This window comes from Nocardiopsis sp. LDBS0036 (assembly GCF_041228755.1).
In the GTDB taxonomy this organism is placed as follows: Bacteria; Actinomycetota; Actinomycetes; order Streptosporangiales; family Streptosporangiaceae; genus Nocardiopsis; species Nocardiopsis dassonvillei.
Genome location: NZ_CP141103.1, coordinates 2,917,737 through 2,935,100, shown reverse-complemented (window position 1 = coordinate 2,935,100; position 17,364 = coordinate 2,917,737). Strand labels below are relative to the sequence as shown.

Annotated in this window: 11 protein-coding genes, 1 pseudogene and 1 riboswitch; of the genes and pseudogenes, 11 read left to right on the top strand and 1 reads right to left on the bottom strand. The window is 73.3% G+C overall.

Annotation, left to right across the window (positions count from 1 at the left end; genetic code table 11):
* Positions 1-61 precede the first annotated feature (61 nt).
* The 9 genes and pseudogenes from UIS43_RS12230 to thiC all read left to right on the top strand — a co-directional run bounded on the left by UIS43_RS12230 (position 62) and on the right by thiC (position 14,507).
* Positions 62-1,900: an SGNH/GDSL hydrolase family protein gene (locus tag UIS43_RS12230; protein WP_370013175.1), complete on the top strand. Its 1,839-nt coding sequence runs from the start codon at positions 62-64 to the stop codon at positions 1,898-1,900.
* Positions 1,901-2,055: 155 nt separating this feature from the next.
* Positions 2,056-2,604 (top strand): annotated as a pseudogene (locus UIS43_RS12225) (hypothetical protein); the annotation flags it as partial.
* Positions 2,605-2,952: 348 nt separating this feature from the next.
* The gene (locus UIS43_RS12220) at positions 2,953-4,188 is read left to right on the top strand and encodes a hypothetical protein (RefSeq protein WP_370013285.1); all 1,236 of its coding nucleotides are present in this window, start codon (positions 2,953-2,955) and stop codon (positions 4,186-4,188) included.
* Positions 4,185-4,325 carry a hypothetical protein gene (locus UIS43_RS12215; RefSeq protein WP_013154713.1) on the top strand — a complete coding sequence of 47 codons (141 nt, stop codon included), beginning with the start codon at positions 4,185-4,187 and terminating at the stop codon, positions 4,323-4,325. Before UIS43_RS12220 ends, UIS43_RS12215 begins: the two co-directional genes overlap by 4 nt.
* Before the next feature lie 233 nt (positions 4,326-4,558).
* On the top strand, positions 4,559-6,004 hold the full coding sequence (locus UIS43_RS12210; protein WP_071622657.1) for a glycosyltransferase family 4 protein: 1,446 nt from the start codon (positions 4,559-4,561) through the stop codon (positions 6,002-6,004).
* Positions 6,001-10,521 carry an alpha-(1->3)-arabinofuranosyltransferase gene (locus UIS43_RS12205; RefSeq protein ID WP_370013174.1) on the top strand — a complete coding sequence of 1,507 codons (4,521 nt, stop codon included), beginning with the start codon at positions 6,001-6,003 and terminating at the stop codon, positions 10,519-10,521. Before UIS43_RS12210 ends, UIS43_RS12205 begins: the two co-directional genes overlap by 4 nt.
* Positions 10,518-11,555, top strand: coding sequence for a DUF3068 domain-containing protein (locus tag UIS43_RS12200; protein ID WP_370013173.1), 1,038 nt, complete (start codon positions 10,518-10,520; stop codon positions 11,553-11,555). The genes UIS43_RS12205 and UIS43_RS12200 overlap by 4 nt, the downstream gene beginning before the upstream one ends.
* Before the next feature lie 116 nt (positions 11,556-11,671).
* On the top strand, positions 11,672-12,523 hold the full coding sequence (locus UIS43_RS12195; RefSeq protein ID WP_013154709.1) for an SOS response-associated peptidase: 852 nt from the start codon (positions 11,672-11,674) through the stop codon (positions 12,521-12,523).
* A gap of 184 nt (positions 12,524-12,707) precedes the next feature.
* Positions 12,708-12,819: riboswitch (TPP riboswitch) on the top strand.
* Positions 12,813-14,507, top strand: coding sequence for a phosphomethylpyrimidine synthase ThiC (thiC, locus tag UIS43_RS12190; protein WP_013154708.1), 1,695 nt, complete (start codon positions 12,813-12,815; stop codon positions 14,505-14,507). (Overlaps the previous riboswitch by 7 nt.)
* A gap of 31 nt (positions 14,508-14,538) precedes the next feature.
* Here thiC and UIS43_RS12185 read toward each other — a convergent pair whose 3' ends face one another.
* Positions 14,539-15,360 (bottom strand): methyltransferase domain-containing protein, encoded by an 822-nt coding sequence (locus tag UIS43_RS12185; protein ID WP_041552851.1) that lies wholly within the window; start codon positions 15,358-15,360, stop codon positions 14,539-14,541.
* Positions 15,361-15,671: 311 nt separating this feature from the next.
* Between UIS43_RS12185 and UIS43_RS12180 the strand changes: the two genes are divergently transcribed.
* Positions 15,672-16,388, top strand: a complete 717-nt coding sequence (locus tag UIS43_RS12180) for a sigma-70 family RNA polymerase sigma factor (protein WP_049800385.1) — start codon at positions 15,672-15,674, stop codon at positions 16,386-16,388.
* Positions 16,385-16,696, top strand: coding sequence for a mycothiol system anti-sigma-R factor (rsrA, locus tag UIS43_RS12175; RefSeq protein WP_013154705.1), 312 nt, complete (start codon positions 16,385-16,387; stop codon positions 16,694-16,696). Before UIS43_RS12180 ends, rsrA begins: the two co-directional genes overlap by 4 nt.
* Positions 16,697-17,364 lie beyond the last annotated feature (668 nt).

Genomic DNA, 17,364 nt, shown 5'->3' with positions numbered 1-17,364 from the left:
AGTCTTGTCTGACGAACCCCCTGCTGGGGGTAGAACCCGTTCTGGGAACGCAGGGGGCGCGGTGCGCGGATCCGACGAACGCTCCGTGTGGTGGTCGCGCGTGGCCGACCGCTTCGGCAGGCTTCGGTTCCGCTGGCCCGGACCGCGCCGCTCCCGGCCCGGCGAACCGGGGCGGGACCGCCCGCGAGCGCCGCGTCTGGCGTTGCTCCTGGACCGGTGGCCCCGACGGCTCCGCCTCCCGTTGCTCCGGCCCCGCTGGGACAGCCACTCCCGTTTCGAACCCGGGCCCCTGGGGCTGCTCGGCGTCATGCTCTCGGCGATGGCGGTCACCCTGCTGCTGATCCAGAGCGGCTCCGGGGGAGGCGCCGCGGAGGGCGGGCGCGCCGAGGAGCCCGTCACCGTGCCGGGCCCGCCGGACGGCGAACTGCGCGTCATGGTCGTCGGCGACTCGCTCTCCCAGGGCAGCAGCGGCGACTACACCTGGCGCTATCGCCTGTGGTCCCACCTGCGCGAGGCCGGGGTGGAGGTGGACTTCGTCGGCCCCTACGACGGTGTGTACGGGTTGGCGGACCGCGAGTTCGGCAACCAGGACTACGCCGACCCCGACTTCGACACCGACCACGCCGCCCGCTGGGGCACCACCGCGCAGGACCTGTCCACCGGGGCCGCGCGGGTGGCCGCCGAGTACCGGCCGCACTACCTGCTCCTCCTGGCCGGTACCGAGGACATCCTGGCGGGGGAGGACGCCGACAGCGCGCTGGAGGGGGTGGGCGAGACGGTGTCCACGGTGCGCGTCGTGCGGGGGCAGACCCGGTTCGTCCTCGGGGAGCTCCCGCCGGTGGAGGACCCGCGGGCCAACGCCGAGATCGACCGGTTCAACATGGGTCTGGTCGACCTCGCCGCTCAGCTCACCTCCAGCGAATCGCCCGTGGTGGTCGCGCGGGTCGCCGACGGGTACGCCCCGGCCAGCGACAACTGGGACGAGGCGCACCCCAACGCGCGCGGCGAGCTGAGGATCGCGGCGGCCTTCGCCGACGCGCTCGCCGAACCGCTGGGGGTCGGACCGGCCTACCGGCGGCCGCTGCCGGAACCGGCGGTGGGGCCCACGAGCGCGCCCAAGCCGGTGGCGGAGGAGTCAGAGGACGGCCTCGTGCTCAGTTGGGAGGCCGTGCCCGGTGCGACCGGCTACCGGGTGGTGCAGCGGCGCGTGGGGCCGGACCCGGACGAGGCCGTCGTGCTTCCCGTGGACGTGCGCGCCGACGGGGACAGCCGTTCCGTGCTGGTGGGGGCGCTCTTCAGCGGAGCCCGCTACGAGTTCGTGGTGCGCTCGTTCAAGGGCCGGGACGAGGGGGTGGAGTCCGAGCCCCTCCCGTGGGTGTGGGACGACGATCCGCCGCCGGGGCCGTCCTGGCTGCGCGTCGTCGACGGCGGGGCGACCGTGGAGTGGGAGGAGGTCGAGGAGGCCTCCCACTACGAGGTGTGGGTGCGCGCGTTGGACTGCGGGGTCGCCGACGACCGGCGGGCGCCCGTGGACGGCGGCCCGTACGCGTCCCCGGAGGGTGACCACGCCTCGGAGGAACCCGTCGAATCGCCCGTCCCCAGCGGCGGGCCGTCCGACCCCGTGCCCGACGCGGACCCCGGTCCGCGGCCCACCCCCACGCCCGCTCCGGCCCCCACGCCGTCCGTGCCGGAACCCGAGCCCGTCACGCCCGGCTCGGACTGCGAGCGCCGTGACGGGCTCGGCCCCGGGGGCGGGCGGGGGTGGCGCACGCTGGGCCCGGCGGGGGAGGAGCCGCGCTGGTCGGTGACGGTGTCGGGCCCCTACGAACTTGTGGTCCGCTCCTACCGCGACTACGTGGAGGGCGGCTACTCCGACAGCGTTCTGCTCGCGCGGGGCTGACGGCGGGCCGAGGGGTTGCTTTCCAGGGGCGGAGGTCGACGGTGTCGTTCACAGGGCTGAGGGTCCGGCGGGTGCGGGGAGCCCCGGGAGGAAGGGGCGCTCGGCGGGGAAGGGGCGCCCGAGGAGAAGGGGGCGTCCGTCTGCTGCCGTGGGCCGTGGGACTGCTGACCGGTGTGCTGGTGCTCGGTCCCGCGCTGGGGCCCGGATACGTGCTGCGCTACGACATGGTGTTCGTGCCCGACCTGTCGCTGGGCACGGCGCTGCGGGGCGCGGACGGGTTCCCCCGCGCGATTCCCAGTGACGCCGTGGTGGCGGCGCTGTCCGCGGTTCTGCCCGGGGACGCGGTGCAGTCGCTGGCGCTGCTGGCGGTGTTCGCCGTGGGCGGGGCCGGTGCCGCGCGCCTGGTGCTGCGGGTGCTGCCCCGCGGCGGTGCCGGGGTCCTGGTGGCGTCGGCCGCCGCCGGGACGGCCTACGTGTGGAACCCGTTCGTGGCCGAGCGGCTGCTGTTGGGCCAGTGGGCGATGCTGCTGGGCTACGCGGGGCTGCCGTGGGTGGTGGGGGCGACCGTCCGTCTGGCGAGGGTGCGGCCGGGTCCGGGGCTCGCCGGGCTGGTGCGCGCTCTGGTGCCCGCCGCGGTCGGCGGGTTCTCGTCGGTGGTGCTGACCGCCCTCACCGCCGGTCCCGTCGCCCTCACCGCCCGCCCGCGCGCGCCGCGTCAGCGTCGTGCCCTCCGAGCATCCCGCGCCGCTTCGACCTCTCGGGACCCTCGACGTAAGCGGCCTTCCGGTACTCCTCCGCCTCCTTCAGGTACTTCGGGTCCTCCTGTCTCTGGGGCCCCTCCATGCACTGGGGCCCCTTCAGGCCCTGCGGCACCTGCGCCCCCTGCGGATCTTTCGGTCTCCGCGGATCCCTCAGCCCTTGCGGGGTCTTCAGACCCTCCAGCCTCTCCGGCGACCGCGACTCCTGCGGGCGCTTCGGACTCTGGGGCCCCTGCGGCTCCCTCGGCGACTCAGGTTCCTCCTGACCCCCGGGAGGCTCAGAACGCCTCTCCCGTGACTTCCGCGCACCCGCGTGCGCCGCGCTGGTGGGGGCGGGCGGTGCTGTTCGTGCTGGCGCTGGTGGTGGTCTCCCTGCCCTGGCTGCTTCCGTCCCTGGTCAGCGGGGCGGGTACGGACCCGGCCGGGGTGGCGGCGTTCGCGGCCCGTTCGGACACCCCGTTCGGGGTCCTCGGCTCCCTGCTGCTCCTGGGCGGGGTGTGGAACTCCGGTGCGGTTCCGGCGGGCTACGGCGAGCCGGTGACGGCCACGGCCCGCCTGCTGCTGTGTCTGCTGGCGTTGGCGGGTTGGGTGTGGTTGCTGCGCCGGGAGCGGCCGGAGTTCGGCCCCGGTCTTTCGGCGGCCGCCGCCCTGGGCCTGCTGATCGCCCTGCTGGGGGCCACCGGGCCGGGGCGCGCGCTGCTGGTCTGGCTGATCTCCGCCTGGCCGGGGTTCGGGCCGCTGCGCGACGGCCAGCTCTACGTGGCCCCGCTGTCCCTGGTCCAGGCGCTCGGCCTCGGCGCGTGTGTGTGGTGGCTGGCCGGACGGCAGGGTGCTGCGCTGCGGACGGGGCTCGCGGTGTTCGTGGCGCTGCTGCCGGTGGTGGTGCTGCCGGGACTGCTGTGGGGCGCGAGCGGCCGGTTGGCCCCGGTGCACTACCCCGGGGAGTGGCTGGCGGCGCAGGAGGCGGTGGCCGCCGACGACCGGCCCGGGGCGGTGCTGGTGCTGCCCTGGAGCGCCTACCGCGGCCCCGACTGGTCGGGGCGGGCCACGGTCGTCCTGGACCCGGCGACCAAGCTCTTCGACCGGCGCACCCTGTGGAACGACGACCTGGTCGTGGGCACCCCGGACGGGGGAGAGGTGGTCGTGACCGGGGAGGACGCGCGGGCGCGACGGGTCGCCGGGGTGCTCGGGCCTGACCCGGCGACGGGCCTGCCCGGGCGGTTGGACGCCGCGGCGCTGGGCGGGCTGGGGGTGCGGTACGTGGCGGTGTCCGCGCCAGCCGATAACCAGTTCTGGTCAGGTGTGGAGGGCCTGTCCGTGGTGGTGGAGGGCTCCGGCATGGTGCTTCTTCGGGTGCAGGACCAGCATGTAAAGGCTGACAAAGCTGGCATTCCGGGGTTGGAAGTTACCGGCGGGTTAGTTACAGTTGGGGCAATCATCTGGTCTATGGCTAGATCAGGTTCTAGTCTCGTTTTCCAGCGCTCCGGACCCAGCGCGGGATCGGGCGCGCGGAAGGAGATCCCCAAGTGATCAAGGTAATCGCCGCCTGCGTCATCGGCGCGGCCCTGGCGGGAGGTGCCACCTTCGTGGCCACCAGCCTCGCCACGGACTCGACCGCCACCGCGGAACCGGTGAACGAAACCCTCTACAACTACGGCGACCGCTAGGACGGCCGTACGGCGGAGGTTCGCGGGCGCTCCGCCCCCGGCGGGGCGCCCCACTCCCCGACTCCCGCGGCCCCGGGTACCCTCCCCCGGCCGCCCACCACCACCGACGTCCGGCCCACGGGCCCGTTCGGCGTGCGCTCCACCCTTCCCCCAGGGGGTCGCCGTGCGTGTTCACCCGCACGCGCGAGGTAGCGGCACGCGGTCCGGCCGGACACCGCGCGGAAGGAGAGCGTGTGGTCTTCCAGAAGGTCCACCGGATCCGCCAGGAGGCGGAACCGGGCCTGCCCGCGGTCACCGAGGCCCCGGCCGCCGTCGTCCCCGTCCAGGTCCCGACCGGCACGGGCGCACCCGCCGCCCCGGACGTCCCCGCCGACCTCGGGCCGCGCCTGGACGGGGTCCGCCTGGTCATGGTCAACTGGCGCGACCCCTGGCAGTCCACCGCGGGGGGAGCCGAGGAGTACTCCTGGCGGATCAGCCGCCACCTGGCCGAACGCGGTGCCATCGTCACCTTCCTCACCAGCCGCGAGCCCCACCAGGCGCGCGTGGAGACCAGGGACGGGATCGTCATCCGCCGCATGGGCGGCAGGTTCACCGTCTACCCGCGCGTCATGGCGTGGCTGGCCCTGTGGCGCCGCGAGTACCAGCTCGCCTTCGACTGCATGAACGGCGTTCCCTTCCTGTGCCGCCTCGTCCTGCGCCGCAGCACGCGGGTGGTCAGCGTCGTCCACCACGTCCACGACCTCCAGTTCAACGCCTACTTCCCGGCGCCCGTCGCCTGGCTGGGCCGCACGCTGGAGTCGGTCGTGGCCTCGCGCGTCTACCGCCGCTGCACCACCGTCACCGTCTCGGAGTCCTCCCGCCGGGCCATGCGCGAGAAGCTGGGCTGGCGCGCGCCGATCGAGATCATCCACAACGGCGGACTCCCCGGGCCCCAGAAGCCCCTCGACGACGCGCCCGCCCCCGCCGACATGGGCCACCCGGCCGTGGTCAGCCTGGGCCGCCTGGTCGTCCAGAAGCGGGTCTCGCGGGTGGTCGACCTCGCCCGCGCGCTGCGCGAGGAGCACCCCGACCTGAAGGTGCACATCATCGGCCGCGGCCCCGAGGGCGAACCCCTGGCGGAGCAGGTCGCCCGTGACGGCACGGGCGACCGCGTGCGCCTGCACGGCTTCCTGCCCGAGGAGGACAAGAACAGCGTCCTGGCCTCGTGCCACCTCCACGTCACCGCCTCCGAGTTCGAGGGCTGGGGCCTGACCGTCATCGAGGCGGCCCGCCTCGGCGTGCCCACCGTGGCCTACGATGTGGACGGACTCCGCGACTCGGTCCGCGACGGCGAGACCGGGTGGCTCGTGCGCGAGGGCGAGGAACTCGCCGACGTGGTCGCGCGCGCCCTGGAGGAGCTGTCCGACCCCCGCCGGGCCGAAGCCGTCCGCCGCGCCTGCCGCGCGTGGGCGTCCCGGTTCACGTGGGAGGCCAGCGGCGCGCGGATGACCCGGCTCGTCGCGAGGGAGCTGGGCCTGCCCGGCGCCGCGGAACCGGACGCCCCCGCCACCGACGCCCCCGTCCCCACTCCCGGCACCGCCCCCGCACCGGACGCCCCCGTCCCCGACCCCCTCACCTCCGACGACACGGGCGCCCCCGCCGCCCGGAACACGGCAGCAGGCAGGAAAGCGAAGACGTGACACCGACGGAATCCACCGCCAGGCGCGAACCGGAGGATTCCCGCACACCACCTTCCACCGGCCCCGGCGGTGCCGATCCCCGCCTCCTGGCCCGGCTGAAGGTCCTCACGGTGTGCCTGCTCCTGGGAGCGCTGGCCGCCAGCATCGACCCCGGCAGGATCGTCAGCGACACCAAGCTCGACCTGACGGCCGACCCCCTGGGGTTCATGGAGCGCGCCCTGCACCTGTGGGACGCCTCCTACTTCGGCCAGATCCAGAACCAGGCCTACGGGTACTTCTTCCCCAACGGTCCCTTCCACCTGCTGTTCGACCTGCTCGGCATGCCCGACTGGCTCATCCAGCGCCTGTGGATGGCCGTCCTGCTCGTCGCCGCGTTCGCCGGCGTGTACAAGGTCGCCGGGGCGCTGGGCATCGGCACCGTCAACACCCGCATCCTGGCCGGGGTCGCCTACGCGCTGGCCCCCCGCGTGCTGACGCTGCTGTCGTACAACTCCGCCGAGTTGCAGCCCATGCTGCTCATGCCGTGGATCCTGCTGCCCCTCGTGCTCGGGGCCAGGCACGGCCGCTCTCCCGCCCGCATGGCCCTGCTGTCGGGCCTGGCCTTCCTGCTGTGCGGCGGCACCAACGCCGCCTCCGAACTGGCCGTCCTGGTCGTGCCGGGGCTCTACCTGCTCACCCGGGCGAACGGTCCGCGCAAGTGGCGCCTGACGGCCTGGTGGACGGTCGCGCTGGTCCTGGCCTCGTTCTGGTACGTCGCGCCGCTGCTCCTCATGGCGCGGTACGTGTTCTCGTTCATGCCCTACACCGAGGACGCCGCCGTCACCACCGGCGTCACCTCGCTGCTCAACGCGCTGCGCGGCACCTCCAACTGGATGGGCTTCCTGCCCGACCAGGGAAACACCGCGCTGCCCTCGGGGGCGGAGCTGTCCACCACCCCCTGGCTGATCGCGGCCACCGCGCTGGTGGCGGGACTGGGCCTGGCCGGGCTGGTCAACCGGCGCACCCCCGAACGGCTCTTCCTCATCGCCAGCCTCCTCACCGGCACCGCGGTCATCGTCGCGGGCTTCACCGGCGACCTCACGGGCCCCTTCGCGGGGACCATGCGCGAGCTGTTCGACGGTCTCCTCTCCCCGTTCCGCAACGTGCACAAGTTCGACGCGCTCGTGCGCCTGCCCCTGGTGCTGGGCCTGGCCCACCTGCCCGTGGTGGTGGCCCGGGACCTGGCCGACCGCAGGGGCACGCCCGTGTCCGGACGCGTGCGCCGCACCGTCGCGGGCGCCACCGCCGCCGTCCTCGCGGCCACCCTCGTGCCCGTCGGCACCGTCGGGATCGCCCCCGCGGGCGGCTTCGCGCAGATCCCCGACTACTGGTACGAGGCCACCGACTGGCTGGAGGCGCGCGCCGACGAGCGCGGTATGACCATGGCCCTTCCCGGTTCGGCGCGCGGCGAGTACGAGTGGGGCCGCCCCATGGACGAACCCCTGCAACCGCTGTTCGAGGGGGCCTGGACCAACCACCAGATCATCCCGTGGGGCTCGGCGGGCGTCTCCCGCGTCACCCACGAGATCGACCAGCGCGTCTCCTCGGGACGCGGCTCCGCCGGGCTCGCCGACACCTTCGCGCGCATGGGCGTCACCCACCTCCTCGTGCGCAACGACCTCCAGCGCACCGGCAACAACGGCGGCTGGCCCGCCCGCGTCCACCAGGCCCTGACCGACTCGCCGGGCATCACCCGGGCCGCCGAGTTCGGCCCGGTCATCGGCTCCCTGGACCACCAGTCCGCCTCCCAGTGGTTCGACCAGCCCTACCGGGCGCTGAGCGTCTACGAGGTGGAGGACGCCGCGCCCACCGTCGGCACCGTGCCCGCCGACGAGGTGCTGCGGGTCACCGGCGGCCCCGAGTCCGTGCTCCACCTGGCCGAACAGGGGGTGGTCGACGACGACCGCCCGATCCTGCTCGGGGACGACCCCGGAGCCGGGGAGGTCGCCGCCCAGGACACGGTCGTCACCGACACCGCCCGCCGCCGCGAGGTGGTCTACTCCGATGTGCGCCGCAACGTGTCGGCCACCCTCACCGGGGACCAGGAGCTCGAACGCGACGTCCCCGCCCCCGACGTCCTCGACCCGGCGTGGGAGGACCACGTCGCCCACGCCGAGGACGTCGGGATCGCCTCGGTGCGCGCCTCCTCCGCGGAGAGCGGGGCGGGGGCGCGCGCCGCCGACCGCGACCCGGGGCACGCCCCGCACGCCGCGCTCGACGACGACCTCACCACCTCCTGGCGGTCCAGCGCCTTCACCGGCGCCCTGGGGGAGTGGATCGAGGTCGAGTTCGAGGAGCCCCAGGACCTGACCGGGCTCAGCGTCGCCTTCGAGCACCTGCCCGGCGAGCCGCCGCCCTCCCGGGTCACCCTCGTCACCGACGGCGGCGAGGCGCAGGTGCCCGTCGCCGAGACCGAGGAGCCCCAGGAGCTGGCGGCACCGCCCGGCGCGACCACCACACTGCGCGTGCGCGTGGACGAGCTGGCCTGGGAGCCGGAGTACCGGTTCGGCACCCGGGTGGGTGTCGCCTCGATCTCCGTGCCCGGCCTGGAACCGGCCCGCACGCTGCGGGTCCCCGGCCCCGCCGACGCCGGAACGCTGCTGTTCACCGGCTCCACCGGTACCGCGCCCGGTTGCATGGAGGGCTCGCACGTGTGGGTGTGCAACCCCGACCTCCAGGTGCGGGGCGAGGACGCGCGCCGCCTGGACCGCACGTTCGAGCTGTCGGCGGAGTCGGCCTCCGCCCCGCACACGGTCTCGGGCGAGGTCGTGCTCACCGACCCCCGGGAGGCGGAGAACGCCGCCAACCGGGCCAGCCCCCACCCGCACGTGACGGCCTCCTCCACTGCCGTGCAGCACCCCGCCGCGATGGGCCGGGGCGCGCTGGACGACGACGAGAGCACCGTCTGGTACCCGGACCCGGAGGAGAAGAACCCCTGGCTCGACATCGAGCTGGGCGCGCCCACCGAGATCGGGCACCTGGAGGTGGAGTTCCCGCGCGCCGACAGCGTGTTGCGGCCGATCCGGGTGACCGTCGAGGGCGGCGGCACCGTGCGCGAGGGGTGGCTGGACGGCAGCGGCCGGGTGGACTTCGCCGAGTTCACCGCGGAGTCGCTGCGGGTGACCTTCGAACGCCCCGAGGGGCAGGCCCTGGAGATCGGCACCGTCACCCTGCCCGGGGTGGAGCCGGTGGAGCCGCTGCCCGAGGGCGACGCCTCCACCGCGTGCGGCCTGGGCCCCACGCTGCGGGTCAACGACCAGCGGGTGGAGACGCGGATCAGCCGGGGCACCCTCGCCGACCAGCTCACCGGCCGCCCGCTGCGCTACGAGAGCTGCACCGACCTGGACCTGGTCGGGGGCGGGAACCGGATCGTGGTCGATCCGGGCAACCGCTACGAGGTGCGCTCGGCGCTGGTGGAGTCCGCCGACCCCGTCTCGGACCGCCCCGAGGTCACCATGGCCGAGGTGGAGCGGGTGCACGCCTGGGGTCCGGGCGAGCGCCGCTTCGACGTGGACGTCGCCGAGGACAGCCTGCTGGTGGTCAACGAGAACTTCAACGAGGGCTGGCGGGCCCGCCTGGAGGGGGCTGACGCCGCACTGGAGCCGATCCGGCTGGAGGGCTGGAAGCAGGCCTGGGTGCTGCCCGCGGGCAGCGCGGGCACCGTCACCCTGACCTACGCGCCCGACACCGCCTACCACCGGGCCCTGGCCGTGGGCGCCGCGCTGGCCGCGGTGCTGGTGGTCGCCGCCCTGTGGCCCAGGCGCCTGCTGCCCGGGGGCGCGGCGGCCGGGGCCGCGGCCCCGCGGGGCGCCCGCGCCCTGCCCGACGCCGGGCCCGGATGGCTGGGGCGGCGGGTCGTGCTGCCGCTGGGCCTGGCCTACGGGGTGTGGGTGGCCGGTGCGGTCGGTGCCGCCCTGGTCGCGGTGATCCTGGTGTGCATGTGGTGGCTGGGGCGCCGGGCGCCCCGGAGGCTGCGGCACGCCAAGCCGGGACGGCCCTCCATGGGCGGGCGGACGCTGCCGCTTCTGGCGGGGCCCTGGCCGGTGGCGGTGTCGTTGGCGCTGGCCGGGCTGGCCATGGGCGCGGGTACCCACCTGGCGCTGTACATGCCCTTCCACGAGGTGACCGAGGTGTTCGGGGGAGCGCTGCGCGGCTGGGTCTCCCAGCTGCTGTGCCTGCCGGCGCTGGTCCGGCTCGTGCTGGCCCTGGGCCAGCCGGGCGACGGCGAGGACGCCGACGCCGATCCGCCGTCGGTCCGCGTCCGAGCGGCCGCTGCGGACGCCGGTGGCGGGGCGGACGGGCCCGCTCCGCCCGGCGGTGCGGCCGGTCTGGCCGATACTGCCGGGGTCAGTGGGTCTAACGGTCCTACCGGCACCCCGGCGACTCCTGTGAGCGATGAGGCCGGCGGCGCTCCCCACAACGGGGGCCCCTCGGACGACGACCGGTGGGAGAACGACCCCGAGGAGGCCCGGACATGAGCGCGCTCGGCGCGGGGGAGGCCGCCCCCAGTCAGGTCGGCCCCGAGCGCCGACCGGGGCGCTCCCTGCCCCGCGGCACCCTGCTGGTGGCCGTGGGCGCCTTCCTGCTCACCCTGGCCGCCCTGCTCCCGCTCTACGTGTACGAGCGGATGGCCCTGCTGCCCGCCGGGGCCGAGTTCGACATCCGCATGCTGGACGAGGACGCCGGTTACCTGGACACCTCCACGTGGTCGTGGGTGGAGTCGGCCGAGCTCAGCAGGGTCACCCGGGTGGACGCCTCCGCGCACGGCGGCGACTGGTCGGCGTGGGAGGTGTCCGTGGACACCTCCGTGCCCGACCGGATGATCGACCACTGGAGCCGCCGCGTCATCGTCGACCGGGAGACCGGCCGGGCGGTCAACTGCTGCGGTGAGCACGTCGACGGCGACCGGGCGGTCCGGCAGGCGGGGCTGGTGTACTTCTGGCCGCCCGGGGACGGGGAGGGCGAGTACCCCTTCTACGACGCCGAGGTGCGGTCCGCGCCGATGCTGGAGTTCCAGGAGTGGGAGGAGGTGGCGGGAGTGCGGGTGCGCCGGTACAGCCAGTGGATCGAGTCCACCCAGATGCCCGACTCGGCCCGCCCCGTGCCCGCCTCCCTGTTCCGCCCCGGGGCCACGGGCACGGTCACCGCCACCCGCTGGCTGGAGGTCAGCCGGACGTTCTGGGTGGAACCGGTCAGCGGGATCGTGGTCAACGCCCACGAGACCCGCGCGGAGACCCTGCGCCCGCAGAACGACAGCGGTGAGGCGCCCCTGCTGTACGCGCGGCTGGTCCTGGCCGAGCAGCAGGTCGCGGCCCAGGCCGAGCAGGCCCGCGTGCGCTCGGTGCTGCTGCGCGCCCTCTCCTCGTGGGCGCCGTGGACGCTGGCCCCGCTCGGCGGCCTGGTCGTGCTGGTCGGCCTGGTCCGGGCCCGGCGGGGCCGGGACGCGCACGGGGGAGCGGAGCGGGGGCCCGAACGCGCGGAGGGGGAGCCCGTCGCGCCGACGCCGGGCTGAGTTCCGACGGAACCGGCGGGCCGTTCGAGCCGCGCCCGGTGCCCCGGGACGGGAAACACCTGAGGATACGGGTGTTCCGGGAGAGAACGAGCCGTTTCGACCGTAGGATCACACCCATGTGCGGTCGTTATGCCCAGTCCCGGAACGTGCACCAGTTGCAGCTCGCCTTCGGCCTGCCCGAGCAGGCCCTTCCCGAGGAGACCGATCCCCGGGCGTGGCCGCCGCTGGAGGAGCTGGACCCGGACTACAACATCTCACCGGGCAGGCCCGTGTACGCGGTGCTCGGACCGCCCCCGCAGGGGGAGGACCGGGGCGAGCCGGGGCCCCGCTCCCTGCACACCCTGCGCTGGGGCCTGGTGCCCTCCTGGGCCAAGGACCGCAACATCGGCTACCGGATGATCAACGCCCGCAGCGAGACCATCGCCGACAAGCCCGCCTTCCGCACGGCCTTCCGGCGCCGCCGCTGCCTGCTGCCCGCCGACGCCTACTACGAGTGGCAGCTGATCGGCAGGGACGGGACCGTGCAGGCCAGCACCTCGCCGGTCACCGACCCCCACCACAAGAAGCGCAAGGCCAAGGCGGACAAGAAGCCCTACTCCATCCACTACCCCGACGACCGGCCCCTGGCCCTGGCGGGGATCTTCGAGCGCTGGCGCGACCCCGAGGTGGCCGAGGACGACCCCGCCGCGTGGGTGTGGAGCTGCGCCGTCGTCACCACCGAGGCCGCCCCCGAACTCGCCCACATCCACGAGCGCATGCCCGTCGTCGTGCCCCCCGAGGACTGGGCGGCCTGGCTGGACCCGGCGACCGGGGCCGACGAGCTGGCCCACCTGCTCCAGGACACCCCCGCCGAGCGCTTCGAGGTGGACGAGGTCTCCACCGACGTCAACAGCATCAAGAACAACCGTCCCGACCTGCTCGAACCGCTCTCCGACACCGGGGGAGACGAGCCGCAGACGCTCTTCTGACCCGGGGGAGCGCGGCACGGCCCCGAGCCGACCGCGCTGTCGGGGGTGGCGTGCGGGAGACACTTTTCTATCCCCGGGACGGTGGACAGCCCCGCTCGGCCGACGGATAGAGTGTCCGGGGCCACACGGACCGGGCACGCCCCGGTCACGCGTGCCCGGGGCGCCCCAGGCGTCCCCACATCTTCATACGCAACGCGGGAGCTCGCGCCATGGCGGGCTGAGAGGGCGACTCAACGGTGTCGCCGACCGCAGAACCTGTTCGGGTAATTCCGACGTAGGGAGGCATGCCATGACGGCTCTCGACGGCCGCGACGTCAGTTCCACCGCCGACCACCGGGTGACCACCGGTCCCATCATGGGATCACGCAAGGTCTACCGGGAGGTCGCCACCCCCGAGGGGCACACCCTCCGCGTCCCGCAGCGCCGGGTGGAACTCAGCAACGGCAGCCACTTCGACCTGTACGACACCTCGGGTCCGTACACCGACGACACCGCGCACATCGACGTCCACCGGGGCCTGGCCCCCACCCGCGGGGAGTGGGCCCACGCGCCCGCCCCGTCCGGCGGCGCGACCACCCAGCTGGCCCACGCCAAGGCCGGGACCATCACCCCCGAGATGCGGTTCGTGGCCGCCCGGGAGGGCGTGGACCCCGAGTTCGTCCGCCAGGAGGTGGCCGTGGGCCGGGCGGTCATCCCCGCCAACCGGTGCCACCCCGAGTCCGAGCCGATGATCATCGGCAAGAACTTCCTGGTCAAGATCAACGCCAACATCGGCAACTCCGCCGTCACCTCCTCCGTGCCCGAGGAGGTGGAGAAGATGGTGTGGGCCACCCGCTGGGGGGCCGACACCGTCATGGACCTGTCCACCGGCAAGCGCATCCACGAGACCCGCGAGCGCATCCTGCGCAACTCGCCCGTCCCGATCGGGACCGTACCCATCTACCAGGCCCTGGAGAAGGTCAACGGCGACCCGGCGGCGCTGAGCTGGGAGGTCTACCGCGACACCGTCATCGAGCAGTGCGAGCAGGGCGTGGACTACATGACCGTCCACGCGGGCGTGCTGCTGCGCTACGTGCCGCTCACCGCCCGCCGGGTCACCGGCATCGTCTCGCGCGGCGGCTCCATCATGGCGGCCTGGTGCCTGGCCCACCACAGGGAGAGCTTCCTGTACACCCACTACGAGGAGCTGTGCGAGATCCTCCGGGAGTACGACGTCACCTTCTCCCTCGGCGACGGGCTGCGGCCGGGGTCGATCGCCGACGCCAACGACGAGGCCCAGTTCGCCGAGCTGCGCACCCTGGGCGAACTCACCCACATCGCCCGCGCGCACGACGTGCAGGTGATGATCGAGGGGCCCGGGCACGTGCCGATGCACAAGATCGCGGAGAACGTGCGCCTGGAGGAGGAGCTGTGCGGCGAGGCGCCGTTCTACACGCTCGGCCCCCTGGCCACCGACGTCGCGCCCGGCTACGACCACATCACCTCCGCGATCGGCGCCGCCCAGATCGGCTGGCTCGGTACGGCGATGCTGTGCTACGTCACCCCCAAGGAGCACCTGGGGCTGCCCGACCGGGACGACGTCAAGACCGGTGTGATCACCTACAAGCTCGCCGCGCACGCCGCCGACCTGGCCAAGGGGCACCCCCGGGCGCAGGAGTGGGACGACGAGCTGTCCAAGGCGCGGTTCGAGTTCCGCTGGCAGGACCAGTTCCACCTGGCCCTGGATCCCGAGACCGCGCAGTCCTTCCACGACCAGACCCTGCCCGCCGAACCCGCCAAGACCGCGCACTTCTGCTCCATGTGCGGGCCGAAGTTCTGCTCCATGAAGATCACGCAGGACGTGCGCAGGTACGCCGAGGAGCACGGGCTGGAGACGGTGGCCGCCATCGAGAAGGGCATGGCCGACAAGTCCGCGGAGTTCGCCGAACAGGGTAAGCGGGTCTACCTGCCCCTGGCGGACCAGGAGACCGCGCAGCACCAGTGAGGGATGGGGCGGGGGCGGCGGCGTCCCCGCCCTAGCCGGGCTTGCGCGCGCTCGCCACCAGGTGCACGCCCACGTAGTCGTCGGACTCCGTGGCGCGCAGTTCCATCTCCACCAGGCGTCCCATCGACCTCGGGTCGCGCGCCAGCATCATCTCCACCGTGGAGGCGGACAGCACCGTGCGGGGCTTGACCCACTCCAGCTCCAGACCGGCTTCGGCGACCGCCTCGGTGAGCTGCTCGGCCGTGAAGCACCGCGTGATGGAGCCGTCCGGCCAGGGCACCAGGAGCACGTCCGCGTTGGGCGCGTGGCTCAGCTCGGGCCAGCGGTCCTGCTCGGCCAGCATCGCCATGCCCAGCACCACCGAGTCCACGCACAGCAGGGCGCGGCCCCCCGGGCGCAGCACCCGGCTGACCTGGGCCAGCGCCTCCTCGGTGGCCAGGTGCCGGGACAGCACCCGGTTGTCGGCGATGACCCCGTCGAAGGAGTCCGGGGCGAAGCTGCGCAGGAAGGCGGAGTCGCCCACCACGTGGCGCAGCCGTCCGCGCCGGGCGGGCCGGGGCACCACCGCGCGCCCGTTCACCAGGGTCAGCGGGCGGCGCACCGCCACGTCCACCGACGGCAGCAGGGTGACCACGTCGTGTCCGGCGGCCACGGCGCGCGGGGCGCCCTGGTAGTCCGCGCCGGAGAGGTCGAGCAGCAGGGAGGGGGTGTCGGGGAGCCACCGGGCGACCTGCGCCTCTGCGACCGCCCAGTAGAACCGCCAGTAGTCCGACAGGCGGTCGGGGGTGGCGAACTGGGCCGCCGTGGGACGGGGGCGGTCGGAGGCCGGGGTCGGGGACGGTCGCACGTGCACTCCTCTCCCATCCTCCAGATGTCCTACCCGCACTCTGCCATGCCTCACCTCCGGTGACGGAGGTAAACGACAAAGTTCGCCCAAGGAGGGACCTTCGTCCCTCCGCGGCGCGGAATCAGCTCGGGCGAAGCGTTGTTCTCCCCTACACCGCGCCCGGAGCAGCAGCGTCCGGGCGCGCCACACGCGAGTATGCGGGGGAGGGCCGACAGACCATGCCGACAGCCGCGACGTGCCTGGAGCGCGAGGAGACGGTGTCGGCGCCACGCGGCGCCGATGCGCGGGTCCGTGCCATGGGACCGTATCGTTGGGGTATGGACGCCCCAACCGGGACCAGCGCGAGGAGGCCGACGGGCTTGGAACAGGGCCAGGAGCAGGAGACAGCCGAGGAACGGGAAGAGCGCTTCGAGAGGGACGTGCTTCCCTTCCTCGACCAGCTCTACTCCGCGGCGCTGCGGATGACCCGTAACCCCGCCGACGCGGAGGATCTCGTACAGGAGACCTTCGCCAAGGCGTTCGGTTCGTTCCACCAGTTCAGACAGGGAACGAACCTCAAGGCGTGGCTCTACCGCATCCTCACCAACACCTTCATCAACTCCTACCGCAAGAAGCAGCGCGAACCGAAGCAGGCGGGGACCGAGGACGTCGAGGACTGGCAGCTGGCGCAGGCCGCGTCGCACACCGCGGCGGGCCTGAAGTCGGCTGAGGCCGAGGCGCTCGAACACCTCCCCGACACCGACGTCAAACGGGCTCTCCAGGAGCTGCCCGAGGACTTCCGGATCGCGGTGTACCTCGCCGATGTCGAGGGCTTCGCGTACAAGGAGGTCGCCGAGATCATGGGGACGCCCATCGGGACGGTCATGTCCCGGCTGCACCGCGGGCGCCGCCAGCTCAGGTCGATGCTGGAGGAGTACGCGGTGGAGCGGGGGTTCCTGCCGGCGCGGGCGGCGGCCGAGGCCGGCGCGGTCGCCTCGGGGACGTCCCCGCGCGGACGGGGACAGGACGTCTCGGATCGAGGAGACCGGCAATGAGCGGCGGCCACGGCGAACACAGCGACACCCCGTGCAGCGAGGTGCTCGCCAAGCTCTACACCTACATCGACGGCGAGCTGGAGGAGGGCAACTACGAACAGGTGCGCGAGCACCTGGACGGGTGTGGGCCCTGCCTCGACGAGTACGGCCTCGAGGAGGCGGTGAAGAAGCTCGTGGCCAAGCACTGCGGCTGTGATCCGGTGCCGATGGACCTGAGGGACAAGGTGCTCAACCGCCTGGCCCGGGCGCGCACGGAGCAGTTGGCCCGGGAGGCCCGCGTGGAAAGCCCGGGCACCGCGCCCTCCTGAGGGAGCCCGGGCACGACCGGGCCCGGTACCGGACGAAACCTGGCACACCTGGTGGCGGAAGCTGGAATTCCAGCTTCCGCCACCTTTTTGTTGGATTTTGTGCCCTGTTCCGTTATTAGCGATCTCTGAAGTGATGTGTGGCTTTTATGCACTTTTGCGGGAATGTCGTGCCGTATTCCCCGTGCCTGTCGGGTTTTTGGTCAGGTGCTTCCCGGCCGTGTTCCCGGCTCCTTCCCCGACACGCCCGGCGCGCCCGGGCCGTTCCCGGTCGTGACCCACTCGGAATGTTTTTTCTGCCCGGCTCCGGGGTTCGTTTCATCTGGTTACCTGGGGTAGTCGTACCTGGTGGTTCTGGTCGGCGGGTGGCGGGGCAAGCGCCCAGGCGGTGGATCTTCATGCGCTCCCACGCCCGGGGGTGTTGTTACGCAGGGTAATCGAAGTGCGCTGCTAATTGAATTCGTAATTCCATATTCCGGAACTTGGCGCCAGTGGGAGGGGGTGTGGTGAGGGTAGTTCGGGTTGGGGGTAATCGGGGCGCTGTCGTTGCCCGTTAAACTGGACGCCATATCCAACGAATGGGGTAATTTACGCGGCGTGCCCGGGGATAACGGCGGTGCGCGCGCGTCGGGGGAGAGGGGACAACGGTGTTCGTCGGCATGCTCCACGCG